Below are 25,651 nucleotides of genomic sequence, written 5' to 3' on the forward strand. Positions count from 1 at the left end.
TTGCATTTTGCAAATTGATTGGGCTATTTTGGCAAAAATTAGTAGGAATTTGGATGAATCACGCACAATATTTGTGGCACGGTATCTGCTAAAACTACTATGACCCTCATGGGTCACCTAGCCAACTGACGTTGTTAGTGAATGTATTATTCACAAATTACAGCCAATAGATACTTTATCTATTGGCTATTTTTTTATCTTGATAAAACCGTTAACTGTTGGCGATAAATTGCTGACGCAGTTTTTCGATCTGATCGCGCTTTTCTGCCGCCAATTCAAACTCCAGGTCTTGTGCATGTTGATACATTTGCGCTTCTAGTTTGCTGATCTCTTTCTCAAGCTGTTGTGGTGTCATGACATCATAACGTTGTGACGATTCCGCTACCTTCGATAACGGTACCGCTTTACTCACACGCTGCTTCTTACTCTTGGTGATATCACCGAGCTCCATGATGTCTTTAATGTTGCGTTTCAGAGCTTGTGGTTCAATGCCCATTTTTGCATTGTATTCCTGCTGCTTCTCACGACGGCGATTGGTCTCATCCATCGCTTTCTTCATCGATTTGGTGATCGAATCCGCGTACAGGATCGCTTTACCACTGACATTTCGCGCAGCACGACCAATGGTCTGAATTAATGACCGTTCGGAGCGAAGGAAACCTTCTTTGTCGGCATCTAGGATCGCAACTAAAGACACTTCCGGCATGTCCAAGCCCTCACGTAACAAGTTGATGCCGACCAAGACATCGAACTCACCCAGGCGCAGGTCGCGGATAATTTCAACACGCTCAACCGTATCAATATCAGAGTGGAGATAGCGCACTTTCACATCATGTTCCGTAAGGTACTCAGTCAAATCCTCCGCCATACGCTTAGTGAGTGTGGTAACCAGAACACGCTCATCTTTAACAGAGCGAATTCGAATCTCAGACAACAGGTCATCAACTTGGGTTGCCACAGGGCGCACTTCTAATTCAGGGTCAAGTAAGCCAGTAGGACGAACCACCTGATCAGCGATCTCGTTGTCAGATTTTTCCAGCTCATAATTACCGGGCGTCGCTGAGACAAAAATGGTTTGCGGAGCAATAGATTCAAACTCCTCAAACTTCATTGGTCGGTTATCAAGTGCCGAAGGTAGGCGAAAACCAAACTCTACCAAGGTCTCTTTACGAGAACGGTCACCTTTATACATGGCGCCAATCTGTGGCACGGTGACGTGCGATTCATCGATGATTAGAAGGCCATCATGAGGAAGATAGTCAAACAAAGTCGGAGGCGGCTCTCCCTCTTTGCGCCCACTCAAGTAACGAGAGTAGTTTTCGATTCCAGAACAAAAACCGAGTTCGTTCATCATTTCTATATCGAACTGAGTACGCTGTGAGATCCGCTGTTCTTCAAGCAGTTTGTTGTTTTCTAGGAGATACTTTTTACGTGACTCCAATTCGACCTTGATGTTTTCAATCGCATCTAGAATCCGGTCACGTGGGGTTACATAGTGGGTCTTCGGGTAAATAGTGAAACGTGGTAAATCGCGCTGTTTTACCACACCGGTCAGTGGGTCAAAAATGCTAATGCAGTCAATTTCATCATCAAACATCTCAATACGAACCGCATCTTGATCCGATTCTGCAGGGAAAATGTCGATCACCTCTCCCCTAACGCGAAATTGACCGCGCTCAAAGGCAACATCATTACGACTGTATTGGAGCTCTGCAAGACGACGCAAAATATCGCGCTGATCTAAAACATCACCGCGACGAATATGCAGCATCATTTGCAGATACGCTTCTGGATCACCCAAGCCATAAATCGCGGAGACCGACGCAACAATAATGGCATCTTTTCGCTCGAGCAGTGCTTTGGTGGCAGACAAACGCATCTGCTCAATATGTGCGTTTACTGAAGCGTCTTTTTCAATGAAGGTGTCTGTTGTTGGGACATAGGCTTCTGGTTGGTAATAGTCGTAATACGAGACAAAGTATTCAACCGCATTGTGAGGAAAAAATGATTTCATTTCCCCATACAGCTGCGCTGCTAGCGTTTTATTCGGTGCTAAGAGAATGGCTGGTCGTTGCGCTTTGGCGATCACATTCGCTAAAGTAAACGTCTTACCAGACCCTGTTACCCCGAGCAAAGTTTGGTGGGCTAACCCTGAATCTAAACCTTCTAGCAACTGATTGATGGCGGTCGGCTGATCACCCGATGGCTGATAATCCGATACCAATTCAAATACTTTACCCATAGACACCTCGGCCCTATCCACTTTTCATCAATCCATTATTGTGACTGTATAAATATACAGAAACAATAGCTGAGGAAAAAATATCTCGCTGTTTTAATAAATTTGTACTGTGATCGCTAGATCATCAATTTCAATCCTGTTACTATCTTCCGCCCTAGCAGAGACCACTTCTCAAAAAGCCTTTCAAATAGCTCACAAGTTATTCACATTTTCCCGCAACATCACTTGATCACAGAAATGATCCACTCGATCCAATTTAGTCACCAAATGACTAAAAATTAACCTGACGCTTTATTATACAACCGGTTACAAAATGATCTTTATTGATTATTTTTAGACTTAATACTCTACAAATCGATTGTTTATTAATTGCTCAAGTTTAATTAACATAGTTATCCACAATTTTGGTGGATAAGTAAATCTAGCCTTTGTCTGATAAGGGCTACAAGAAAGTAAAGTTTTTTATTACGCAAAAAATCATCATTCACAGCCTATTTAGTATTGACAGGGTCAAACTGGATCGTTAAGATTCGCCCCGCTTAAAGCAATTCCTCCTTAGCTCAGTTGGTAGAGCGACGGACTGTTAATCCGCAGGTCGCTGGTTCGAGCCCAGCAGGAGGAGCCAGATTTAGAGAAAAGCCCAATCGAGAGATTGGGCTTTTTTCGTATTGATGGCGTTTACAACCTAAGTTCGATCGCGCTACACCCATCTGATAAGCATCGACGACCCTCTCTATCGATATTTCGTGCGACTTTTTGCCACCAAATCCGTATAAATTTCACTCAACAGCATAAAACCTTATCTTTCCTTGGTTGTTATTGGCTTGGCAAAGCACGATAATATCGGGATCGGAATTTCTCAAATAAATAACTATGACCGAATATCTTTTGTTGTTGGTAGGCACTGTCCTAGTAAACAACTTTGTACTGGTGAAGTTTTTGGGCTTATGTCCATTTATGGGCGTGTCAAAAAAACTGGAAACAGCAATCGGAATGGGGTTAGCGACAACGTTCGTTTTGACCCTCGCCTCCGTGTGCGCCTACCTTGTTGAAAACTACATTCTAGCGCCTCTTGGTCTTCAATATCTCAGGACCATGAGCTTCATTCTAGTGATTGCTGTTGTCGTACAGTTCACGGAAATGGTGGTCCATAAAACCAGCCCAACACTCTACCGCTTACTGGGGATTTTCTTACCCCTTATCACGACCAACTGTGCGGTTCTGGGTGTCGCGTTACTCAATATCAATGAAAACCATAACTTTATTGAATCCATCATTTATGGTTTTGGTGCTGCGGTGGGATTCTCGTTAGTGCTGATTCTGTTTGCTTCCATGCGTGAACGTATTACCGCGGCTGACGTACCCGCTCCCTTTAAAGGTGCATCTATCGCAATGATTACCGCAGGACTTATGTCGCTGGCATTCATGGGCTTTACTGGGTTGGTGAAATTGTAATGAGCTCGATTCTAATTGCGGTATTAGCCGTAGCAGCATTGGCTGCCGTATTTGGCGCGATTCTTGGCTTTGCTTCTATTCGCTTTAAAGTGGAAGCGGATCCTATCGTAGACCAGATCGACCACATCTTACCTCAGACTCAATGTGGTCAGTGCGGGTACCCAGGCTGTCGCCCGTATGCAGAAGCGATCGCGAACGGCGATGCCATTAATAAGTGTCCTCCAGGCGGGCAAGCTACGATTGAAAAACTGGCGGATTTAATGGGCGTAGAAGCTACAGAGTCAGCCCACGAACTGGATGATGTTAAGACCGTTGCCTTTATTCATGAAGATATGTGCATCGGCTGTACTAAGTGCATCCAAGCTTGTCCTGTCGATGCCATCGTGGGTGGCACTAAGGCACTGCACACCGTCATAAAAGATGAATGTACAGGCTGCGATCTGTGTGTCGCGCCTTGTCCGACAGATTGTATTGAAATGATTCCTGTAGAAACCACTACAGCGAACTGGAAATGGCAACTGGACGCCATTCCTGTTGTTGATATTACCGATTCTGCAGCCAAGCAGAAAAGTGTGAATTAAGGACTGGTATGTTGTCATTAATCGAACAAATTAGAACGGGCGCTCTCTGGGATTTTCCAGGCGGTATTCACCCACCAGAAAACAAGCGACAGTCCATTCAATCACCCATCGCGCGTGCCAGTCTCCCTAGCGAGATTGTCTTGCCTGTCAAACAGCACATTGGCAAACCGGGTACGATAACCGTGAATGTGGGTGACGAGGTCAAAAAAGGCGAAGCCCTAACCAAGTACGACACCAGCTTTATGCTACCTATCCACGCTCCAACCTCCGGCAAGGTTGTAGCGATAGAGCATAGAACAACCGCTCACCCTTCAGGATTATCTGAGCTGTGCATTGTCATTCATCCAGATGGCGAAGAGACCTGGATAGATCGCGCATGCGTGGAAGACTATCGCCAATCCTCCCCTGATGAACTAATTGAAATTATCCGCCAAGCGGGTATTTCAGGCATGGGTGGCGCAGGCTTCCCGACGGCGAAGAAGATTCAATCTGGCTTAGCACGTACTGAGATATTAATCGTCAACGCGGCGGAGTGTGAACCGTACATCACCGCAGATGACATGTTGATGCAAGAACATGCCGACGAAATCATCCAAGGTATCGAAATTGTTGAGCATATTCTCAAGCCGAAACTGACCATCATTGGCATTGAAGACAATAAACCAAACGCGGTCGCGGCTCTACAACACGCGGCACTGAATAAAGACATTGTCATCCGAGTGATTCCGACCAAATACCCTTCTGGTGGTGAGAAACAGCTCATCAAAATTCTTACCAATAAAGAAGTGCCAGCAAATGGGATACCTGCAGATATTGGTTTGCTGGTGCAAAATGTCGGCTCGCTACAGGCTATCAAGCGCGCGGTTTGCGACGGCGAACCACTTATCGAGCGCATCGTTACTTTAACAGGCGATACCTTTAAGCAGCCAAGAAACGTTTGGGCGCGAATCGGTACTCCTGTGCAAGCGCTGCTCGATGAATTTGGCTACAAAGCCGATAAAAAACTGCCTCGCCTAATTATGGGCGGCCCTATGATGGGGTTCACCTTGCCACATGCCAATGTGCCCATCACCAAAACCGCAAACTGCATCCTCGCACCGACTCGCAAAGAGATCTCACCAGACCACTATGAGATGGCGTGTATTCGTTGCGGTCAGTGTGCAGAAGTCTGCCCCGCGTCATTGCTTCCTCAACAACTCCAGTGGCACGCCAAAGCTGAAGAGTTCGATAAGTGTGAAGAGCTAAACCTAAAAGACTGTATTGAATGTGGGGCGTGTGCGTTTGTCTGCCCGAGTGAAATTCCACTTGTTCAATACTACCGCCAAGCAAAAGCAGAAATTCGCACTCGTAAAGAAGAAGCGGAAGCGGCAGAGCGCGCGAAAATACGCTTTGAAGAGAAAAAAGCGCGCATGGAGCGAGATAAAGCCGAACGAGAAAATCGCTTCAAGAAAGCGGCCGACGATCGTCGCAAAGAGATGAAAAACTCTGGCAGTGATGATGCGATCGCCGCCGCTATCGCACGCGTAAAAGCGCAAAAATCGGATAATGCAGCTGCTGAAAATGAGGTGAAACCTGCGGTTGCCGCTGCCATTGCCAAAGCGAAGGCGAAGCAGGCTGCTGCGCAACATTCAGGCAGTAGCGAACCCGACAATTCCGAAATGATGAAGTTGCGTGAGGAACGTAAACGCCAAGCTCGTGAGCGAAAAGCACAAAAAGCTCAACAATCGCCTTCAGAGCATAGTGCTGACAGCTCAGACAAAAAAGACGCTGTTGCTGCTGCCATCGCACGAGCAAAAGCGCGCAAAGCCGCGCAAGGAGCAGAGGAAGCTCAACCGGAAGCTAAGCCTCAAGTTGAGGCAGCCGAAGCTGAACCTGCTCAAGCGGGAGACCCGAAAAAAGCCGCTGTAGCTGCAGCTATTGCACGAGCAAAAGCGCGTAAAGCTGCACAAGGAGCAGAGCAAACTCAACCGGAAACTAAGCCGCAAGTTGAGGAAACCGAAGCTGAGCCTGTACAGGCGGACGATCCGAAAAAAGCCGCTGTAGCAGCTGCCATTGCACGAGCAAAAGCGCGCAAAGCCGCGCAACAAACAGATCAAGCTCAACCAGAAGCGAAGCCTCAAATTGAGGAAACCGAGGTTGAGCCTGCGCAAGCAGACGATCCGAAAAAAGCCGCCGTTGCTGCTGCCATTGCACGAGCTAAAGCGCGTAAAGCCGCGCAAGGAGCAGAGGAAACTCAACCGGAAACTAAGCCGCAAGTTGAGGAAGCCGAGGCTGAACCTGCTCAAGCGGACGATCCGAAAAAAGCCGCTGTCGCTGCTGCCATTGCACGAGCAAAAGCGCGTAAAGCTGCGCAAGAAGCAGAGCAAGCTCAACCAGAAGCGAAGCCGCAAGTTGAGGAAGCCGAGACTGAGCCTGCTCAAGCGGACGATCCGAAAAAAGTTGCTGTTGCTGCTGCCATTGCACGAGCCAAAGCGCGCAAAGCTGCGCAACAACAAGCAAAAGAACAACAAAATTCTGAGGAGAAAGAGTAGTGGCCTTTTTTATTGCCAGCTCACCCCATGCGCACAGTCGCAGAAGCACTCCTGACCTAATGAAGTGGGTTGCCTTATGTGCACTACCAGGCTTGGCAGCACAAACCTACTTCTTTGGTTGGGGAACCCTAATTCAGCTAATACTCGCTTTAGCTGTCGGCTTAAGCCTAGAAGCGTTAGTGATGGTTTGCCGCAAGCGCTCTCCGATGTCGGCACTGCGTGACAACAGCGCCGTAGTAACCGCTTGGTTGCTTGCGATCGCCATTCCACCATTCTCTCCTTGGTGGATTGTTGTCATCGGTCTTATTTTTGCCATTGTCATCGCGAAGCACTTGTATGGCGGCATAGGACAGAACCTATTCAATCCTGCCATGGTCGCTTATGTCGTCTTGCTCATCTCTTTCCCTGTCCAGATGACAAGCTGGGTATCACCGAATGAGCTGCAAGCGACATCTATCTCAATGGGGGATGCATTCTCGCTCATCTTTACCGGATTCAACTTAGATGGTCTATCGCTGCAACAAATTCGCACAGGTATCGATGGGGTTACGATGGCAACGCCACTGGATGCGTTTAAGACAGCCCTTCTTACCGGAAATACCGCGAGCGAAGCGATGTCTCAGCCACAATTTGGCGCTCTTGCTGGCATTGGCTGGGAATGGGTGAACTTAGCGTATCTGATTGGCGGTCTTGCGTTAATTAAACTTCGCGTCATTAGTTGGCATATTCCCGTCAGCTTTTTACTGGGTCTAACGGCGGCAAGTGGCCTGTTCCTATTATTGGCTCCGGGTGAAACCGCTTCACCAATACTGCACCTGCTCTCTGGGGCAACCATGCTAGGCGCGTTTTTTATCGCAACTGACCCAGTCTCTGCGTCAACCACGGTTAAGGGACGTTTGATATTCGGTGCTTTCATAGGTGTGATGGTGTTTATTATTCGAAGCTGGGGCGGCTTCCCAGACGGTGTCGCTTTTGCCGTTCTTTTAGGCAATATGTGCGTCCCTCTGATCGACTATTACACTAAGCCACGTACCTATGGACACTAAGGAGCAGCATGTTAAACGCAATTCGTAAAAATGGTGTTGTCCTTGCCGCATTTGCTTGTGCTTCCACAGGCTTAGTCGCGTTGACGCACTACTTAACCAAAGACCAGATCCACCAGCAAGAGCAAGCTCAGCTGTTGTCAGTACTCAACCAAGTGATTCCTCAAGAGTTGCATGACAACGATCTATATCAAGCCTGCACACTTGTCAGTGACTCTGCTTTAGGCACCGAACAACCTATGCCGGTTTACATGGCATCGATCTCAGGACAACCCTCTGCATTGGCCATCGAAGCCATTGCACCTGATGGCTACAATGGCGCGATCAAATTGATTGTTGGCATTGCACAAAACGGAAAAGTTCTTGGTTCACGTATTCTAAGCCATCAAGAAACACCTGGCTTAGGTGACAAGATTGACCTGCGTGTCAGCGATTGGATGTTGAGTTTTTCGGGCAAAACGGTAACTGAAGAAAACCAATCAACCTGGAAAGTGCGTAAAGATGGCGGGCAATTCGATCAGTTTACTGGGGCAACCATTACACCGCGTGCTGTCGTAAAAGCCGTCAAGAATACCGTCTCTTACGTCAACACACATCGTGAGCAAATTCTCAACCAACCTCTAAACTGCGGAGGCAACAATGAGTGAACACAAAGCACTGATTAAAAATGGCATGTGGGACAACAACCCCGCACTGGTGCAGCTCCTCGGGCTTTGTCCACTGTTGGCGGTCTCTTCCACTGTCACCAACGCACTTGGACTGGGTATCGCCACGCTGTTGGTTCTCGTCGGATCCAACGTCACCGTTTCTCTAGTACGCGACTACGTACCAAAAGAAGTGCGTATCCCAGTGTTTGTAATGATCATTGCCGCACTGGTGACCTGTGTTCAGCTATTAATGAACGCATACGCCTATGGTTTGTACCTGTCGCTTGGGATTTTCATTCCACTGATCGTAACCAACTGCATCATCATTGGCCGCGCAGAAGCCTTCGCATCTAAAAATGATGTTTTACCGTCTGCGCAAGATGGTTTTTGGATGGGAATGGGCATGACAAGCGTGTTAGTCGTTCTCGGTGCAATGCGTGAAGTGATAGGCAATGGCACTTTATTTGATGGTGCAGACTTACTACTTGGTGAATGGGCCAAAGCGTTGAGAATCGAAGTCTTTCAGTTTGATAACAGCTTCTTGCTTGCCCTTCTCCCTCCGGGTGCCTTTATTGGTGTGGGGCTACTCATTGCCGTCAAAAATATCATCGATAAACAACTTGAAGCTCGCCAACCAAAACAAGAAAAACCAACGATAGAACGAGCGCGAGTAACAAACTAACAATAAAAAACACTGGAAAGCAGCCTCAAATGAACAAAGATAAACGCCGTCAAATATTAGAACGGCTGAGAGCAGACAACCCAAACCCGCAAACCGAGCTCAACTGGAGCACCCCTTTTGAGTTGTTGATTGCGGTCCTGCTTTCAGCGCAAGCCACCGATGTCAGTGTCAACAAAGCAACGGATAAGCTCTACCCTGTTGCCAACACCCCTCAGGGATTGTTTGATTTAGGGGTGGATGGTGTCAAAGAGTACATTAAGACCATCGGCTTGTTTAACTCGAAAGCTGAGAACGTGATTAAAACGTGTCAGATCTTATTGGAAAAACACAATGGTGAAGTACCAGAAGATCGCGAGGCACTAGAAGCCTTGCCGGGTGTCGGGCGTAAAACGGCGAATGTGGTGCTCAATACGGCCTTTGGTTGGCCTACCATTGCCGTCGATACCCACATCTACCGTGTATCCAATCGCACTAAATTTGCTATGGGCAAAAATGTCGACCAAGTTGAAGAGAAATTGCTTAAGGTCGTACCCAAAGAATTCAAATTGGATGTCCATCACTGGCTCATTCTTCATGGCCGCTATACTTGTGTGGCGCGCAAGCCGCGCTGCGGAAGCTGTATTATTGAAGACCTGTGTGAATTCAAAGAAAAAGTCTATCCAGAAAGTTAGGAGAGTGAACAATGTCAAACGGACGCATTCTGCACACTATGCTTCGCGTAGGTGATCTTGATAAATCAATCCAGTTTTACACCGAAGTCATGGGAATGACTCTACTTCGCACCAATGAAAACAAGCAGTACGAATACACGCTTGCATTCTTAGGTTATGGTGATGAATCGCAAGGTGCCGTGATTGAGTTAACTTACAACTGGGGTACGAGTGAGTACGACCTTGGTACCGCATTTGGCCATATCGCAATAGGTGTCGACGACATCTACACCACTTGTGACGCAATCAAAGCGGCAGGTGGCAACGTGACCCGAGAGCCAGGCCCAGTAAAAGGTGGTTCAACACATATTGCCTTTGTGAAAGACCCTGATGGCTACATGATCGAGCTTATTCAGAACAAATCGGCCACAGCGGGGCTAGAAGGTTAAACGACCGAATCAAGTATGGAATAAGGCAGCAACACGCTGTCTTATTTTTTAACCTTTACTTGATAATAATTATCATTTAATCTCACTCTACTAATCACGAGGAGAATGAGATCATGGGTATTGCAGAGTGGGAGAAACATACATTGCTCGCAGACATGGCAATGAATGAAGAGGATCACTTACGGAGTATTCTTCACTATCAACAAGCATTAACACTCAGTGAGCGTATCGGAGATGCCGATGACGTTGACGTCGAAGATCGCTTAATGATTTCGGTGATATCTTGTCACAATATGGCGATGTTCTGGCGCCAGATGGGTGATGTACCCTACGAGCTTAAATACCTTCAACTCGCATCTGAAAAAGTTTTAACCTTGGTTCCACAATGTCCAAACAGTGATTGTGACGCCTTTATCGATTCGATGGGGTGTTGTAAAAAAGCGTTGATCGAGTTTATGAAGCGCCATCCCAATCCGAAAATTGCCCAGCTAGTGCAAGATATCGACACCGCGACCAACTGCAATCTTATTGCTAAGTTCCGTTTAAACTAATCACCGATTCTGATCAAAATAGCCAGCGACATGCTGGCTATTTTCGTTTTAGACCTGAGTTCGCCCCAGAGAAATCACCACCCTTCGGTTTCGGTCTTTTCCGATCGGTGATGCGTTATCATCCACAGGGCGTCGTTTGCCATAGCCCTGCACTCGAATGCGATCTTCAGGTAAACCTAACGACTTAAAGTAATCTTGCAGCACTTCAGCTCGTCGTTCTGAAAGATTTTGACTGGCGCTCTTGCTGTCTTCTGCATCGGTGTAAGTGGACACCAACACCAAATCAATATCTTGATTATGACGAATATACTCCGCGATTTGCGCTAAACGCTTCTGTGATTGCTTGTTTAACTCAACACTGGTTCGGTCATAGTGAAGAATCGTAAAGGCGATATCTTCAAAGCTATACGGCAATAAATTCGAGATACAGTCACTAAACGCATTGTAGGAATTCTGGAACAGTACTGATGACAACGCGACTTCCACACGCTCATCACGACTTTGCCACTCTTGATAACTAAACGTTGGATAACGCCCTTTTTCCAACTCGCTGAGTATACTCCACGCCGTTTGCCCGCCGACATAGCCGTCAAACTGCTGGAAAAATCGGATGTTGGTGATTCGGTTAGCTCCTTCCCCCGGACGCCACGCCGGTGGCATAGACGTTAAGGAAACATCACGTGTTTTCCCCATTGGGCGCTTCATTTTTAACTCAAAATCAAGATTGATCTTTTTGCTGGCAAAAGAAGAAAACACAGCATCGCCATAATTCGGAATGGGATGAACCAAACGACACTCCAGCGGTGTATTGGTGATCATTTGCCACTGGGACTGTTGTGGCGAAGCCACGTAGCGCACATCCATTGCCCAACTGTTGTGTGCAATCGTCGCTAAGGCGAGTGTCAGTCCTGTTGCAAACCGCTTCTTCATAGTGTGTTACTTCTCTTAATGACAGCATGGGCTGAGGCGGAATATTGCCGCGCTCAGTTGAGACAGTAGATACAATGCAAAAATCTCGCCAAGGTGGCATTCCTTCTACATCACACAAGGAAAAATAAAACTATCAATTACGATTGACTTTAAATTCGACAATGCGGTTTTTCTTGATCAAAGAATCTGCAATAATGCTGCCCTTGTCACACAATTATAAGCCAACATGACTGTAGAAAACGAAGCATTGACGCTTAAAAAACGCTTTCGCGGCTATTTCCCCGTAGTTATCGATGTTGAAACTGCAGGGTTCAACGCCAAAACCGATGCACTTTTGGAAATTTGTGCCGTTACTTTAAAAATGGATGACAGCGGCGATCTCCAACCCGCATCGACCATTCACTTTCATGTTGAGCCATTCGAAGGCGCCAATATCGAAAAAGAGGCGCTCGACTTTATCGGTCTTCGTGACCCATTTAGCCCACTTCGTGGCGCAATTCCCGAGTCAGAAGCACTCAAAGAAATTTACAAGCTAGTACGCAAAGAGCAAAAAGCGGCCGATTGCAGTCGTGCCATCATCGTCGCGCACAATGCTCAGTTTGATCACAGCTTCGTCATGGAAGCCAGTGACCGTAGCAAGCTTAAACGAGTCCCTTTCCATCCCTTCGCAACCTTCGACACCGCAACGCTAAGCGGCCTCGCTTACGGGCAAACTGTGTTAGCCAAAGCGTGTAAAGCTGCTGGGATGGAATTTGACAACAAAGAAGCCCACTCTGCTCTCTATGACACAAAAAAAACAGCAGAGCTTTTTTGCGGCATCGTCAATAAATGGAAAGCCCTAGGGGGTTGGCCACTCATTGACGCTGATGCCGAGAACAATAATTAATAAGTAAACACAACAAAGAGAAAACTATGAATCCTGTTGTTATTTCCGTATGTATCATGCTGCTCCTAGCACTGATGCGCGTGAATGTCGTGGTTGCCCTGACATTCAGTGCGATTGTCGGTGGTTTAGTTGCAGGCATGAGCTTGAATGACGCGATTGCTGCTTTTGAAAGCGGCCTTGGGGGCGGTGCAACAATTGCACTTAGCTATGCGATGCTCGGTACATTTGCTGTTGCGATCTCTAAGTCTGGTATCACAGACCTTCTTGCCAACAGTGTTATCAAACGCATTCACGGCCAAGAGAATGGCTCTGCATCGACAGGTCTTAAGTACGCCGTGCTTGTCGCCTTAGTGCTTGTGACCATGTCTTCACAAAACATTGTGCCTGTCCATATCGCCTTTATTCCCATTTTGATTCCACCTCTATTGGGCGTGTTCGCAAAACTGAAGCTAGACCGCCGCATGATTGCGTGTGTACTCACCTTCGGCTTAGTGACCCCCTACATGGTGCTACCTGTCGGCTTTGGCGGTATTTTCCTTAATAATATTCTGCTCAAAAACCTTCATGACAACGGTTTAGAAAATGTCGTTGCTAGTCAGGTTCCTGTTGCCATGCTTCTACCCGCTGCGGGGATGATCTTCGGTTTGTTGACGGCGATTTTCTTTAGCTACCGTAAGCCTCGTGTCTATGAAGAAACAGAACTTACGCACGTCGAAGAATCCCCTAAAGGCATCAACAAAAAGAACATCTGGGTTGCTGCCGTGGGTATTGTTGCGGCGTTGTCGGTTCAGCTGACAACAGGATCGATGATTATCGGCGGTTTGGCTGGCTTTATGGTCTTTACCTTCGGTGGTGTGATTGCATGGAAAGAGACGCACGACGTGTTTACCAAGGGCGTTCACATGATGGCTATGATAGGCTTTATCATGATTGCCGCAGCAGGCTTTGCCGCAGTAATGAAGCAGACAGGCGGTGTCGAATCTTTGGTTGAAGCATTATCAACCAGCATTGGTGACAACAAACCAATGGCAGCGCTATTGATGCTGGTTGTAGGCTTGTTGGTGACTATGGGCATTGGCTCTTCGTTCTCTACGATTCCAATTCTCGCAACGATTTACGTTCCTTTGGCGGCGGCATTTGGTTTCTCACCAATGGCAACCATTGCGCTTGTGGGCACAGCGGCGGCACTTGGTGACGCAGGTTCACCAGCATCAGATTCAACCTTAGGTCCAACATCAGGGCTTAACGCGGATGGCCAGCATGAACATATTTGGGAAACCGTCGTGCCCACCTTTGTGCACTACAACATCCCTCTCATCATTTTTGGCTGGATTGCCGCAATGATTCTGTAGCGTCCACCTAGAAACGAAAAAAAGCTGACTTAGTGATAAGTCAGCTTTTTTATTATCTCAGCGTAACGGTAAATTACTCTTGGTTGTTTTTACCAGCTACAGCGCTCAATACAGGTACCATATCTTTCAGTAATTCTTCTTCCACTGGCTTACCTGAGGAATCCGTTACGTTAATTGACGTACGGTTACCCAAGTCACCAAACAAGAAGGTGTAAGTACCTGAACTTAAACCAATTGGCTTAACGCCGATTTCTGTCCAAAACTCATCGTCTGGCGAAGCATACTTCGCTTTTATCGTACCTTGAGACTGATTACGCTCTTCAATCGTAAAGCCCATATTTGGCAGTAATCGCGGCAAGCGTTGCCAAAGCACGTTATAAGGCGTTCGAGCAATAATCACAGGGAAACCGCTTCGGTCGGAGCCCATGGTAATTGGAATATGCTTAACCAATTCTTGCGCTTTGCGCTGTGCTTCTTCACGAAGGTCAAGATCGTAACGCGCCGTCACCAAGTTAGTCATCAAGGCATTGTAACGTTCTTTATTTAGCGCAGTGACAGGCATCTCTTTGCCTGCTTCTTTCCAGTCGATTAGAGCAATTTTAAAGCCGTGGCGTCCGCCCGCTTTCACTCTATCGATTTCATAGCGAGCACCAAGTTCAACGTCTTCATCTTCCGATGACCACGTCACCCAATCGGTCTCGACACGTGTCGCGGTTTGCTCACGAATACCGATGTTTTGCTCTTGAAGCATTTTCATCGCCGTCGCCCAAACAGTGTCGAGCTCACTCTCTCGGAGCAACCATAGGGTTGTTTCACCTTGCTTACGTTCTGCTCGAGCACCTGGGATTAGCTCTAGCACTTGCTGAGGTGGGCGAATGTCGACCTCTTTTCCGATGCCACCAGCGTAATCACCTTGAGGAATTTGATAGTTGGTATAAAACTGAGGCTCCGCACCTTCAGCCATCTTCCATTCTTCTAACGCTGGAGTATCAAGATACTCAAAGTCATCTTTCGCCTGACGGCGTTGAGTCGCGTTACCAGAACATGCTGTTAAAACAAAAACAGCTAGCGAACTGAGAACTAGCTGGTGAGACAATTTCATTGAAACTCCTGATAAGTAAATGCCGAAGAGTGGTCTTCGGCAATTTTTCTTAAATTAGTAGATGCAGGCTTCTGTCATTGCTTGAGCCACAATCGGGCGCGCACTTTCTGACAATTCGGTCAGAGGAAGGCGTAAATCACCGTTTGCGATAAGACCAAGTTTGTGCGCGGCCCACTTCACTGGAATCGGGCTAGACTCAATAAACAAGTTTTTGTGAAGAGCCATTAATCGCTGATTAATGATTTCCGCTTCGTCAAACTTGCCTTCTTTGGCCAATCGGAACATGGTCGCCATATCTTCAGCGGCAATGTTGTTCGTGACAGAAATCACGCCTTGGCCGCCTTGCTTAACGAATTCAAGACCCGTCGCATCATCGCCACTTAGTAAGATAAAATCTTCGCCACAAAGTTCACGATGAATTGCAATTCGTCCAAGATCGCCCGTTGCATCTTTCAATGCCACGATGTTATCGATTTCCGCTAGGCGTGCAACTGTCTCTGGCTTTAAATCTACCGCAGTGCGACCTGGAACATTATATAGGATCTGAGGAACGTCGCTCTCTTCAGCTATCGCCTTATAGTGCTGGAAAAGCCCTTCTTGAGTTGGCTTGTTGTAGTAAGGAGTGACACTTAAGCAGCCAACAATGCCAGAGTTATTTAGCAAGCGGCTAAACGTGACAGACTCATGGGTTGCATTGGCACCCGTACCTGCAATCACAGGAATACGGCCATCGGCAAACTCCACCGTCTTCAACACGACTTTGACATGCTCTTCAATAGTTAGCGTTGCAGACTCACCTGTGGTGCCGACAGCAACGATACCATTGGTACCCGCGGCTACATGGTAGTCAACAAGCTTCTTTAAGCTGACATAGTCGACTTCGCCATCATGATTAAACGGTGTAATTAACGCTACGATACTTCCTGAAAACATGTCCTTCTCCCTCATTTGTTACTTTCTGCATGGTACTGTAAGGCGATTGAAAAAGACAAGCGATTAACTGCGCTTAAATCACCTAAATGAATGAATATTTATCAGATGTTAGATATTTGGCAAATTACGCCTTTTATTTGTCTTAATGTCAGTATCGAGTAAGGAAAATCAAACCATCGATTCAATTGTATAAAATTAATTCTAAAGCGAAGCACTAGCATTTCTATCACCGCCATCTGTGCTAAGCTATCGAATTAATAATCCTAACAAGATAATAAGTGAGACTATGACTCAACATTTGGTGATTACTGCGGTCGGAACCGATCGCCCAGGTGTGTGCAACCAAGTTGTTCACCTGGTCACTCAGTCTGGATGCAACATTGTTGACAGTCGCATTGCACTTTTTGGCAATGAGTTCACCCTAATCATGCTGCTCTCTGGCAACAATGCAGCCGTCACTCGCGTCGAAACGACATTACCTTTGCTTGGTCAAGAGCATAACCTCATCACCATCATGAAGCGCACCTCAACTCATGCGCCGCTTGATACCTCTTACACGATGGAAGTGTTTGTTGAGTCTGAAGACAAGCCAGGATTGACAGAGCACTTCACGCAATTTTTTGCCGAGAAAGAGATTGGACTTGCTTCATTGAGCGCTCAAACCATTAGCAAAGAAAAAGTGGGCAGTGAATCTAATCAGTTCCATATCGCTATTACGGCCAGTGTCGATTCCGAACGCAATATCATGCAATTACAAGAAGAGTTTGATGAACTTTGCCAGAAATTAGCCGTACAAGGCTCACTTAATTTCATTAAAAACAGTCTATAAAAAGGAAGAACAATGAACACTTTAACTGCAGGCTCGCCAGCACCCGCATTTTCATTATTGGATCAAGATGGCAACACCGTGTCACTCGGTGACTTTGCTGGCAAAAAAGTGCTGTTTTACTTCTACCCAAAAGCGATGACACCAGGTTGTACGGTACAAGCCCAAGGACTTCGTGATGTCAAAGCCGAACTCGATGCGCACAATGTCGTGGTATTGGGTGTAAGTATCGACCCTGTAAAGCGCCTAGGTAAGTTCATCGAACGTGACGAGCTAAACTTCACCCTACTCTCTGATGAAGACCACGCAGTTGCAGAGCAGTTTGGTGTGTGGGGCGAGAAGAAGTTTATGGGCAAGGTCTATGATGGACTGCACCGAATCAGTTTTTTGATTAATGAAGAAGGCGTTATAGAGCACGTGTTCAATAAGTTTAAAACCAAAACACACCACGAGGTGGTATTGGATTATCTAAACGAAAACAAATAAGCGATAGCTCCAAACGAATAAAAAAACGCCAGCGACTTCGCTGGCGTTTTGTTTTACTCTGATTAAACAATAAACTTGTTCAAGATGTTGTCTTGCTCTCGAACATTTTCAGTTTGAACCTGCATCGCGATGTTGGCGTTTTCAGCCGCATCCGCTACCTGAGTCGACAGATCCTTAATTTTAACCGTGTTGGCGTTAATCTCTTCCGCCACCAAGCTTTGCTCTTCTGCCGCAGAAGCTATCTGCATGTTCATATCGGTAATACGTTGGATTGCATCACGAATACGTTGCAGCGCACCATCTGCCGCTTGAGCTTTATCTACTGCGTCAACCGCCGTATTTTTACTCTCGTTCATTGCGGCAGAGACTGAGCTTGCGCCCGATTGCAACTGTTCGATCATACTGCGGATTTCAGTGGTTGATTCTTGTGTGCGCTGAGCCAATGTACGAACTTCATCAGCTACCACCGCAAATCCACGACCAGACTCCCCTGCTCGCGCCGCCTCAATCGCCGCATTCAATGCCAGCAAGTTTGTTTGGTCAGCGATATCGTTAATTACTTTCAAAATGGTTTCAATGTTCGCCGTCGCTGATTCAAGACCTTGCACTTCTTCAACCGCTTGATCGATACGAGCAGACAAGGTGTCGATTGACATCGTGGTATCGCTCACAACCGATGAACCATCTTGAGTAGCTTCATCTGCCTCACGAGCGGCTGCAGCAGCGCCTTGCGCATTGTTCGCGACTTCCGTTGCAGTGACCGCCATTTCGTTCATTGCCGTGGCAAGCTGTTCAAGCTCTTGCAACTGGCTACGCATTGCTTCTGCTGATTCATGCGACCCTTGGACCGTCATTTCTGTACCACGAAGAATTTCCGCGCCAATCGCTTTAGACTGCTGAATTTGCTTTTGTAGCGTTTCGGTAAAGGTGTTGAAGCCTTCTGCTAGCTGAGCAAATTCTTTGTCCGTGTTCGTGTCAAGGCGCTTAGTTAAGTCCCCCTGTCCAGACGCAACATCTTGAATCGCCGCGTTGAGTACATCTAGAGGGCGCATCAACACACGAATCAAGAAGGTCAAAATCAGAACGCTCAATACGACGCCGATAATGCCGTAAATCATCGAGCTACTGCGCATAGAATCGATGGCAGCAAACGCAATGTCTTCGTCAACAATCGCACCAATATACCAATTTTCAGATGGCACTTTGGTAAAGTGGACAAGGTAGTTCACACCGTCTTTTTCAAAGCGTTGATTGCCTTCGCTCACCGTGGCTTTAGGCAGATATGAAGAGAGGTTTTCGCCGTTGTTTTTAGCATCTGGGTGCGCGATCGTCGTGCCGTCTGCGGTGACAATAAATAAGTAACCTGCGTCAAGTAAGTTAACACTGTTGACCAAGTCAGCAAGACCACCAAGTTCTAAGTCATAGAACATGCCCGCAATAAAACGACCGTTTTCTTTGACCGGTGTACCGATGGAGATAATCACTTTTTTAGAGGAGACGTCAACATAAGGGGCAGTAACCACCAATTGCCCTTTCGATTTGGCATCAATAAACCAAGGACGGACACGCGGATCGTAATCTGGTCCAGCTTCCCAGCCATCATCATTTTCAATCACGAAACCATTGCTCTCATAACCAAAACCTACTGCGAGAAAGCTGCTTTTCAGTGTTGGTTTCTCAAGAATATTTTTAACGTAAACTTGGTCGTTTGGTGCTAGCTCAATCACTTCTGTCATCGATTTTGCTAGACCTTTTTTACTTTCCATCTCTGAGACAACGGTATTTTTGACCCCGTTTACCATCTCAGTCAGGCTGGTATCGACGAGTGCTTCAACCTCTTCTTTAACCGTGCTCAACTGCTGAATAGACAACAGAGCAACAGTCACTAGCAGCAATCCAGATGAGGCCGCAACGATCTTCTGGCTAAATTTCATATCTTCCCTCAAATTTGTCAGTAATAATTATAGTTGTTGTAATATTCTTGTTATCGCCCTGACTAACGTTTACTTAAGAAATTTCTTACAAAAACTTACGTGTGTAAATGTAATTTTACGAGAAGATTGCAAAAACCGACAAAAAAAGCCCCAAACTTTTGTTTGAGGCTTTATCTATAAGCGAGAGGAACAAGTGATGTTATGTGCTTGGGTGCACCTCCTCGTCGTGGCTAGGCAGTGCATTCCATACAGCTTTTACCAAGGTTGCTAAAGGAATGGCGAAGAACACCCCCCAAAAGCCCCACAAGCCACCAAATACCAACACCGCGACGATAATTGCAACAGGGTGCAAATTAACTGCCTCAGAAAACAGGACTGGTACTAACACGTTGCCGTCTAGCGCTTGGATAATGCCATAAGCAATCAATAGCCAGTAAAACTGCGGGGTGAGCCCCCATTGAAACAGACCTACCATCGCCACAGGAACCGTAACTGCCGCCGCACCAATATAGGGAATCAGCACAGACAGACCAACCGCAACGGCAAGTAATACCGAATAACGCAAGTCAAGAATGGCAAAAGTCACATAGCTAACACCACCAACAATGAGAATCTCCATCACCTTGCCGCGGATGTAGTTTGAGATTTGCTCGTTCATCTCATGCCACACTTTGTTCGCTAAACGGCGATTACGAGGTAACACGCCGCTCGCCATTTCAATCATTTCTTGTTTGTCTTTCAGCAGGAAGAAAACAAGCAGCGGCACCAAGATTAGATACACAGCCAAGGTTGCAAGACTAACCAAAGATGCCAATGATCCTTTTACAACCGTTTCGCCCATGCCGATGGCTTGGTTTTTCGCATTCGTCACCAAAGATTCGACGATTTGGAAGTTTTCGAGTTCAGGATAACGATGAGGAAGTTCAGCGATGAAACTCTGCAAACCGACATACATGGTTGGTATGTCATTAATTAGGTTTCCGACTTGTTGCCAGATGGTCGGTACTAAGCCGAATACGGCCACCAGCATCAAGCTACTGAATCCAAGTATCACCAGTATGACCGCTAACGTACGAGGAACACCTAAACGAGACAGTTGAGAAACTGGCCACTCCAGCAAGTAAGCAAGAACAATGGCAACTAACAAAGGTGCGATTAGATTGCCGAAGAAATAGATGGTAATAAAACCAAATAGGAGAATGGCAACAAGACTCACCGCATGCGGGTCTGAAAAACGTCTCTTATACCAACGGCTTACCATTTCAAACATTCAACACATTTCCTTAGTTCTGTTCACGTGGATTCGGAAGTGGTCATCCATCTCTTCAATCAACAGGTCAAAAGATTGCTTTTGAAGAAATTTTTGAATATCACTTTTAGAGCTCGATTCGCGAATAAGAATGCAGCAGGAGTCACCAACCTTTAATAGATTAGTGTGACGCTTAGCAAGTAACAGTGCCAGCGGACACCGCTCTTGGCGTAAATCCAAAATATTAGGTTCCATTCTTTCGCTCGATGCTTATCATGGAAGCATTGTATAGTGTTTTTTTAAACGCGTCAGTGTAAAAAGTTAGCGACGAAGATCTTTCACACGCCGCTGACTTAGCAGACCTACAGTCCAATATAAGAGTTGGATTGCGTGACGAAACCATCTCAATGATGAAGTGTCAAAAAGGTACCTGTCAGTCAATCAAATCCAACATCTGACAATGTTATCAATGGAGTATCATCTGAAATCTATGTTAAAACGTACGCGTTCTTTGGTCTGCCTCTGTGTTTCTGCCGCACTCGTTGCACCTTCGATTAGTGCAAACAGTATCGAGCTTCCAGACATCGGCACGACGGCCAGTAGCACTCTCACAATTGATCAAGAGCTCATCTACGGTGACGCTTACATGCGGATGCTGCGCTCGAGTCAGCCCATCGTCAATGACCCTGTTTTAAACGAATACGTGAGTAACTTAGGCCACCGATTAGTTGCGAACGCGGACGACGTAAAAACCCCATTTACTTTTTTCATGATTCGTGACAGAAACATCAATGCTTTCGCATTTTTTGGCGGTTACATTGCGCTCCATTCTGGTCTATTTTTGCATGCACAAAGCGAGAGTGAACTCGCCTCAGTTGTCGCCCACGAGATTGCCCACGTCACGCAGCGCCACCTTGCGCGAAGCATGGAAGATCAAGCACGGCGATCTCCTGCAACCTTAGCCGCACTGGCAGGTTCATTATTGCTCGCCATCGCGTCCCCACAAGCTGGGATGGCAGCTATCACGGCAACGACAGCTGGTAGTATGCAAGGGACAATTAACTACACTCGTAGCAATGAAAAAGAAGCCGATCGCTTCGGGATCGCCACCTTAGCCAAGGCAGGGTTTGAACCGAAAGCCATGCCAAGGTTTTTTGGCCGACTCGCAGATGAGTATCGCTACGCTAGCACACCGCCGCCGATGTTGCTGACTCACCCGCTCCCTGAAGACCGCATCACCGATAGCCGAGCAAGAGCACAAAACTACCCTGAACCTCGCGTTCAGCCCTCGCTCGATTACAACCTCGCGCGCGCGCGAATCGTCGCTCGATATGCAGGGATACAAGCCAAAGCCGCTCAAGACTGGTTTGAGCGTACGGAAAAGAAAGCAGACCCAAGCATCAAAGTCGCGTTTCAATACGGGAAAGCACTGGTCCACCTCGATAACAACGAGCTTGAAGAAGCGGATAAAATCTTACAAGAACTGCTAAGCCGCGATCGCAACAATCACTTTTATCTGGACGCGATGTCCGATCTCTATATCGCACAGAAGAAGCCAGAGCTCGCACAGTCGATGCTTGAAAAAGCGATGGCCGCAACACCAAACAATGCGGTGATCACCATCAATTATGCCAACGTATTGATCAAACGAGAGAAAAACGAAGAAGCGATTCGAGTGTTGCAGCGTTATACACACGACTATCCAAATGACGTAAATGGCTGGCATCTGCTTTCCGAAGCCAACATTCATCTTGGTCGTAGTGATGAAGATTTAGCGGCGCGCGCCGAAATTCTCGCCCTAAAAGCAAACTGGAACAAAGCCATTCAATATTACACTCAAGCGAGCCAACTCGCGGAGTTAGGAAGTTTAAAACAAGCCAGATACGATGCTCGTATTGATCAGCTTATGGTCCAACGAGAGCGTTTCTTAGCATTACAATAAAAACAGGAGTTCACCTATGTCAGTCGTGATTATTCATAACCCACGCTGCTCTAAAAGTCGCCAAACCCTTGCTCTACTTGAAGAAAAAGGTATTGAACCGGAAGTAGTTAAATACCTAGATACACCACTGAGTATTGAAGAACTAAAAACGCTCTACACTCAACTGGGTGTTGAGAATGTTCGTGCCATGATGCGCACCAAAGAGGCGCTCTACAAAGAGCTCGATTTAGCAGAGGCTGATGACGAAACACTGTTCTCAGCGATGGCGAACAATCCAAAACTCATCGAGCGCCCTATCGTTGTGAATAACGGTCAAGCGCGTCATGGTCGCCCGCCAGAGCAAGTACTTGAGATTCTATGATCTGCCAAATCATTGTTCTTTATTACAGTCGCCACGGCTCTACGCGAGCGGTGGCGAGGCAAATTGCACGCGGTATTGAATCTGTCGAAGGTTGCGAGGCATTGCTGAGAACCGTTGAAGAGATTGACGGTTCGGACCAAACAGACGACCCAATAATTACGCTCAATGAACTTAAGCAGTGCCACGGTTTAGCCATGGGTAGCCCAGTATGGTTTGGCAACATGGCAGCTCCTTTAAAGCATTTCTGGGATAAGAGCACCGCGCTTTGGGTATCAGGTGATCTGATAGATAAGCCTGCATGCCTCTTCACCGCGTCTTCAAGCCTACACGGCGGACAAGAAACAACGCTGCAGACTATGATGCTGCCATTATTGCATCATGGGATGATGATATTGGGTATCCCCTATTCACAACCAAAGCTGCACACCACGACAAGTGGCGGAACACCCTATGGTGCAACAACCGTCAGTTCCGGTACTGCGGGACTGACCGCAGATGAAATCGAACTGGCGCAACAGCTTGGAAAACGCCTCGCCTCGACGGCACTGAAAATGAAGGAATCATAACCATGCACGAGATGCAGCCTCAAACTAAGCGGTTTCGTATGCTTGCTCTGTTTGGCAATTTGGCGTTACTCGCTTGGATTGCCTTGTGGCAACTGAGTTTATCTCCGCACCCGCACATCAGTAGCACCACACTTGCGATCGCTTGGGCTATCCCACTGTTACTGCCGCTACCCGGGATTTTGGCAGGAAAACCTTATACCCATGCTTGGGCGAACTTCATTCTCATGTTTTACTTTCTACACGGTTTGACCATCCTGTATGTCGATGGTGGAGAGCGCTGGCTAGCTGTTGTAGAACTGCTTCTTGCGACAAGTGCGTTTTTTGGCAATATTCTCTACGCCAGAGCACGAGGAAAAGAGTTAGGCTTGAAGTTAAAAAGACTATCAAAAGTTGAGAAAGAAGAAAAAGCGCGTTTCGAATCAGACAACTAGGGTCTGTTGATCTTTCGAGCTGATTTTTGCAGCAGTTTGTGGGAAATTTATACAAGGCAGAGGCTTTGAAGTGTAGCTAGCCTACATGAAAAGCCGATAACGCAGTAGAAATGAACCACAAACGCTGCCCGAAGGGTTCGGCTAATATGCTTTGTTAAGGGGTATTTACTTAGAATGACTAGGCTACACACCCCTTGCCGCGTCTAAAACGATTTTATCTCGAACAAAATTTAACCGAGAAAGGTCACCAGACCCTAATATCATCTGAAACAATTAGGGCTGCAAATGCAGCCCTATCTCGTTTTTATTAGCCGTTGGAAGTCGTTGAGCTATCCAAGACTTCCCCTTCAATGTCGCTCGATACGTCGTTCGCATCTTCAGGTAGAACCTCAACCGGCGCAGTGTAGACATACGGCTTGCCTTGCCACTCGAACTGCAAAATAGACTCCGCAGGGGCCACTTCTGGCAAGCTCTCGACTGTGACAGGTTGAATCGCTTCTGCGTCGTTTAATTCAGCATTCACAACCGCTACATCTTCAGAACGAGAGAGGTCAGTCTCCACCGTTACTGGCGGCACAACCTCACGTTCAATGGCGTTTTCTAATTGCACAACAGGGGCAACACGTTTGACTTCTTGTTCGAACTCCGCTTGAGATGAGAGCAAATGAATGTTGAACGTCACTTGATTGCCTTGAATCTTCAAAATATCAATCGCAGCCACTGAGCTGAGCCCTTTTAGCTTGTTCTCCAGCGTAAAAAAGCCAACCGCATCGTTGAGCTCTGTAAAGCGTACTTTCAGGGTTTCGGACGATTCACTCGCCACAACAACGGCACTTTTCTTAGCGTAGTAATCGCTGATTTGATTGACCATTTTACTCGCCGCATCCGCACCATTGTTCGAGCCTGTAATAGGCGCTTGACGCGTTACACCCACAGTCGCAGGCTTTTGATCATACAAGGTCCATCTGACGCTGTTGCCTTGCGCTTTCACCACCAACACAGCATCAACCGGATAGCGCTGACTGGCTTGACCCACAGGTAAGGCAAAACCTCCCCATAAATCAGACACGCTCAAACCGGTAATATCATCAAAATCGCCAACAGGAACCGTCAAAGGCAGTCCGCGTTTATCGGCTTCTTGCTTCATCTGAGTCAAGACGGAAGAATCAGCATGCTCCCACACAATATTGCGCTCTGCTTGTCCTTCTTCAACCAACCAGACCAACAAGTTAGCGCGATCTGCTGGCCAAACGGGTAGCTGCGCTTGACTTAACAAAGAGCGGATATGTGGTGCACTGAAACCCATTTTAAGTGTTTGCGAACCATTCAAGTCACCATAGCTGATCTGAGTCAGGTATTGACCGTTTTGTTTCAAGGCTTTTTGTACAACCTGATTGCTGATGGCATTACGATCGCCAGAGGCCTTAACAATGACCTCTTTCATGCCTTCCACACGTGCTTTGGCGTCGGCATTGTCCACCGCTTGGTCCAGAATCACTTCTGAACGGTACAAATCAACAGTGGTTAAAGCCATTGCAGGCAATCCGACCAAACTTAAAGCCAATAAAGCTAAATGACGCATACTCTTCCTAGGATCCAGTTTTCACTTTAAACGTCGATGATAAGCAACTATTGATAATGGAGCAACTAAAGCTCTCTGTAATCCAGTCCTACGTAATCACCAAGACTCGCTTGCATTTTGGTCATCTATGAATAAAAACCAAAATATTTGATCCAGTTCAGATTGCAATCGTTTGGCACGGTGATAAAATCCCGCGAATTTTATTTTTGTAGAGTAATTACTACTTACCGCCACCCAAAG

General features: G+C 46.8%; 25 protein-coding genes and 1 tRNA gene. 18 read left to right on the forward strand and 8 right to left on the reverse strand.

The annotated features are described in order from the left end of the window. Positions 1-211: 211 nt before the first annotated feature. A complete protein-coding gene (gene uvrB, locus U9J37_RS07100) occupies positions 212-2,242 on the reverse strand; it encodes an excinuclease ABC subunit UvrB (RefSeq protein WP_005473426.1) in 2,031 nt (676 codons plus the stop codon). Positions 2,243-2,791: 549 nt separating this feature from the next. On the opposite strand from uvrB, the gene U9J37_RS07105 reads away from it, so the two are divergent. The 10 genes from U9J37_RS07105 (at position 2,792) to U9J37_RS07150 (ending at position 10,831) form a co-directional block, all read left to right on the forward strand. Beyond that, positions 2,792-2,867, forward strand: a tRNA-Asn gene (locus tag U9J37_RS07105). Between the two features lie 248 nt (positions 2,868-3,115). Continuing rightward, complete coding sequence (gene rsxA, locus U9J37_RS07110) at positions 3,116-3,697, forward strand: electron transport complex subunit RsxA (RefSeq protein ID WP_005476911.1); 582 nt, start codon at positions 3,116-3,118, stop codon at positions 3,695-3,697. Continuing rightward, on the forward strand, positions 3,697-4,278 hold the full coding sequence (gene rsxB, locus U9J37_RS07115; protein WP_005476909.1) for an electron transport complex subunit RsxB: 582 nt from the start codon (positions 3,697-3,699) through the stop codon (positions 4,276-4,278). Before rsxA ends, rsxB begins: the two co-directional genes overlap by 1 nt. 8 nt (positions 4,279-4,286) lie before the next feature. Further along, complete coding sequence (gene rsxC, locus U9J37_RS07120) at positions 4,287-6,809, forward strand: electron transport complex subunit RsxC (RefSeq protein WP_005476900.1); 2,523 nt, start codon at positions 4,287-4,289, stop codon at positions 6,807-6,809. Beyond that, on the forward strand, positions 6,809-7,855 hold the full coding sequence (gene rsxD, locus U9J37_RS07125; protein ID WP_322413363.1) for an electron transport complex subunit RsxD: 1,047 nt from the start codon (positions 6,809-6,811) through the stop codon (positions 7,853-7,855). The genes rsxC and rsxD overlap by 1 nt, the downstream gene beginning before the upstream one ends. A gap of 8 nt (positions 7,856-7,863) precedes the next feature. Then, positions 7,864-8,499, forward strand: coding sequence for an electron transport complex subunit RsxG (gene rsxG, locus U9J37_RS07130; protein ID WP_322413365.1), 636 nt, complete (start codon positions 7,864-7,866; stop codon positions 8,497-8,499). Then, on the forward strand, positions 8,492-9,181 hold the full coding sequence (locus U9J37_RS07135) for an electron transport complex subunit E (protein ID WP_005476903.1): 690 nt from the start codon (positions 8,492-8,494) through the stop codon (positions 9,179-9,181). The genes rsxG and U9J37_RS07135 overlap by 8 nt, the downstream gene beginning before the upstream one ends. Before the next feature lie 29 nt (positions 9,182-9,210). Beyond that, the gene (gene nth / locus U9J37_RS07140; protein ID WP_005476904.1) at positions 9,211-9,852 is read left to right on the forward strand and encodes an endonuclease III; all 642 of its coding nucleotides are present in this window, start codon (positions 9,211-9,213) and stop codon (positions 9,850-9,852) included. Positions 9,853-9,863: 11 nt separating this feature from the next. Beyond that, entirely contained in the window at positions 9,864-10,280 is a 417-nt protein-coding gene (gloA, locus tag U9J37_RS07145) for a lactoylglutathione lyase (protein WP_005476906.1), read from the forward strand. Between the two features lie 113 nt (positions 10,281-10,393). Further along, entirely contained in the window at positions 10,394-10,831 is a 438-nt protein-coding gene (locus U9J37_RS07150) for a DUF2753 domain-containing protein (RefSeq protein ID WP_005476910.1), read from the forward strand. A gap of 48 nt (positions 10,832-10,879) precedes the next feature. On the opposite strand, the gene motY is transcribed toward U9J37_RS07150, so the two are convergent. After that, positions 10,880-11,761 carry a flagellar protein MotY gene (gene motY, locus U9J37_RS07155; RefSeq protein ID WP_322413370.1) on the reverse strand — a complete coding sequence of 294 codons (882 nt, stop codon included), beginning with the start codon at positions 11,759-11,761 and terminating at the stop codon, positions 10,880-10,882. A 226-nt stretch (positions 11,762-11,987) separates the two neighbouring features. Here motY and rnt point away from each other — a divergent pair, with 226 nt between their 5' ends. Together rnt and U9J37_RS07165 are read left to right on the forward strand one after the other, a co-directional pair. Beyond that, positions 11,988-12,647, forward strand: a complete 660-nt coding sequence (rnt, locus tag U9J37_RS07160) for a ribonuclease T (protein WP_322413372.1) — start codon at positions 11,988-11,990, stop codon at positions 12,645-12,647. A 26-nt stretch (positions 12,648-12,673) separates the two neighbouring features. Next, positions 12,674-13,999 (forward strand): Na+/H+ antiporter family protein, encoded by a 1,326-nt coding sequence (locus tag U9J37_RS07165; protein ID WP_005476359.1) that lies wholly within the window; start codon positions 12,674-12,676, stop codon positions 13,997-13,999. Between the two features lie 73 nt (positions 14,000-14,072). Here U9J37_RS07165 and bamC read toward each other — a convergent pair whose 3' ends face one another. Both bamC and dapA read right to left on the reverse strand, forming a co-directional pair. Continuing rightward, positions 14,073-15,101 carry an outer membrane protein assembly factor BamC gene (gene bamC / locus U9J37_RS07170; protein WP_038133823.1) on the reverse strand — a complete coding sequence of 343 codons (1,029 nt, stop codon included), beginning with the start codon at positions 15,099-15,101 and terminating at the stop codon, positions 14,073-14,075. A 54-nt stretch (positions 15,102-15,155) separates the two neighbouring features. Continuing rightward, on the reverse strand, positions 15,156-16,034 hold the full coding sequence (gene dapA, locus U9J37_RS07175; RefSeq protein WP_005476365.1) for a 4-hydroxy-tetrahydrodipicolinate synthase: 879 nt from the start codon (positions 16,032-16,034) through the stop codon (positions 15,156-15,158). Between the two features lie 286 nt (positions 16,035-16,320). Here dapA and U9J37_RS07180 point away from each other — a divergent pair, with 286 nt between their 5' ends. Together U9J37_RS07180 and bcp are read left to right on the forward strand one after the other, a co-directional pair. Next, on the forward strand, positions 16,321-16,863 hold the full coding sequence (locus U9J37_RS07180; protein WP_005476377.1) for a glycine cleavage system transcriptional repressor: 543 nt from the start codon (positions 16,321-16,323) through the stop codon (positions 16,861-16,863). A gap of 12 nt (positions 16,864-16,875) precedes the next feature. Then, positions 16,876-17,346, forward strand: coding sequence for a thioredoxin-dependent thiol peroxidase (gene bcp, locus U9J37_RS07185; RefSeq protein ID WP_005476367.1), 471 nt, complete (start codon positions 16,876-16,878; stop codon positions 17,344-17,346). A 62-nt stretch (positions 17,347-17,408) separates the two neighbouring features. Here bcp and U9J37_RS07190 read toward each other — a convergent pair whose 3' ends face one another. The 3 genes from U9J37_RS07190 to U9J37_RS07200 all read right to left on the reverse strand — a co-directional run bounded on the left by U9J37_RS07190 (position 17,409) and on the right by U9J37_RS07200 (position 20,784). Further along, complete coding sequence (locus U9J37_RS07190; RefSeq protein WP_005476358.1) at positions 17,409-19,280, reverse strand: methyl-accepting chemotaxis protein; 1,872 nt, start codon at positions 19,278-19,280, stop codon at positions 17,409-17,411. A gap of 199 nt (positions 19,281-19,479) precedes the next feature. Continuing rightward, positions 19,480-20,550 (reverse strand): AI-2E family transporter, encoded by a 1,071-nt coding sequence (locus U9J37_RS07195; RefSeq protein WP_005476379.1) that lies wholly within the window; start codon positions 20,548-20,550, stop codon positions 19,480-19,482. Then, entirely contained in the window at positions 20,551-20,784 is a 234-nt protein-coding gene (locus tag U9J37_RS07200; RefSeq protein WP_038133817.1) for a sulfurtransferase TusA family protein, read from the reverse strand. It lies immediately after the preceding gene. A gap of 235 nt (positions 20,785-21,019) precedes the next feature. Here U9J37_RS07200 and U9J37_RS07205 point away from each other — a divergent pair, with 235 nt between their 5' ends. The 4 genes from U9J37_RS07205 to U9J37_RS07220 are packed head-to-tail and all read left to right on the forward strand — an operon-like array spanning position 21,020 to position 23,829. Beyond that, a complete protein-coding gene (locus U9J37_RS07205; protein ID WP_322413382.1) occupies positions 21,020-22,471 on the forward strand; it encodes a beta-barrel assembly-enhancing protease in 1,452 nt (483 codons plus the stop codon). Between the two features lie 16 nt (positions 22,472-22,487). Then, a complete protein-coding gene (arsC, locus tag U9J37_RS07210) occupies positions 22,488-22,832 on the forward strand; it encodes an arsenate reductase (glutaredoxin) (RefSeq protein ID WP_005476375.1) in 345 nt (114 codons plus the stop codon). Beyond that, positions 22,829-23,398: an NAD(P)H:quinone oxidoreductase gene (gene wrbA / locus U9J37_RS07215; protein WP_005476387.1), complete on the forward strand. Its 570-nt coding sequence runs from the start codon at positions 22,829-22,831 to the stop codon at positions 23,396-23,398. The genes arsC and wrbA overlap by 4 nt, the downstream gene beginning before the upstream one ends. A gap of 2 nt (positions 23,399-23,400) precedes the next feature. Next, the gene (locus U9J37_RS07220) at positions 23,401-23,829 is read left to right on the forward strand and encodes a DUF2069 domain-containing protein (RefSeq protein WP_005476385.1); all 429 of its coding nucleotides are present in this window, start codon (positions 23,401-23,403) and stop codon (positions 23,827-23,829) included. Between the two features lie 307 nt (positions 23,830-24,136). Here the strand turns inward: U9J37_RS07220 and U9J37_RS07225 are convergent, their stop codons facing one another. Next, a complete protein-coding gene (locus tag U9J37_RS07225) occupies positions 24,137-25,411 on the reverse strand; it encodes a DUF2066 domain-containing protein (RefSeq protein ID WP_005476373.1) in 1,275 nt (424 codons plus the stop codon). Positions 25,412-25,651 lie beyond the last annotated feature (240 nt).

Source organism: Vibrio sp. 16 (genome assembly GCF_963681195.1).
Taxonomy (GTDB): domain Bacteria; phylum Pseudomonadota; class Gammaproteobacteria; order Enterobacterales; family Vibrionaceae; genus Vibrio; species Vibrio sinaloensis_D.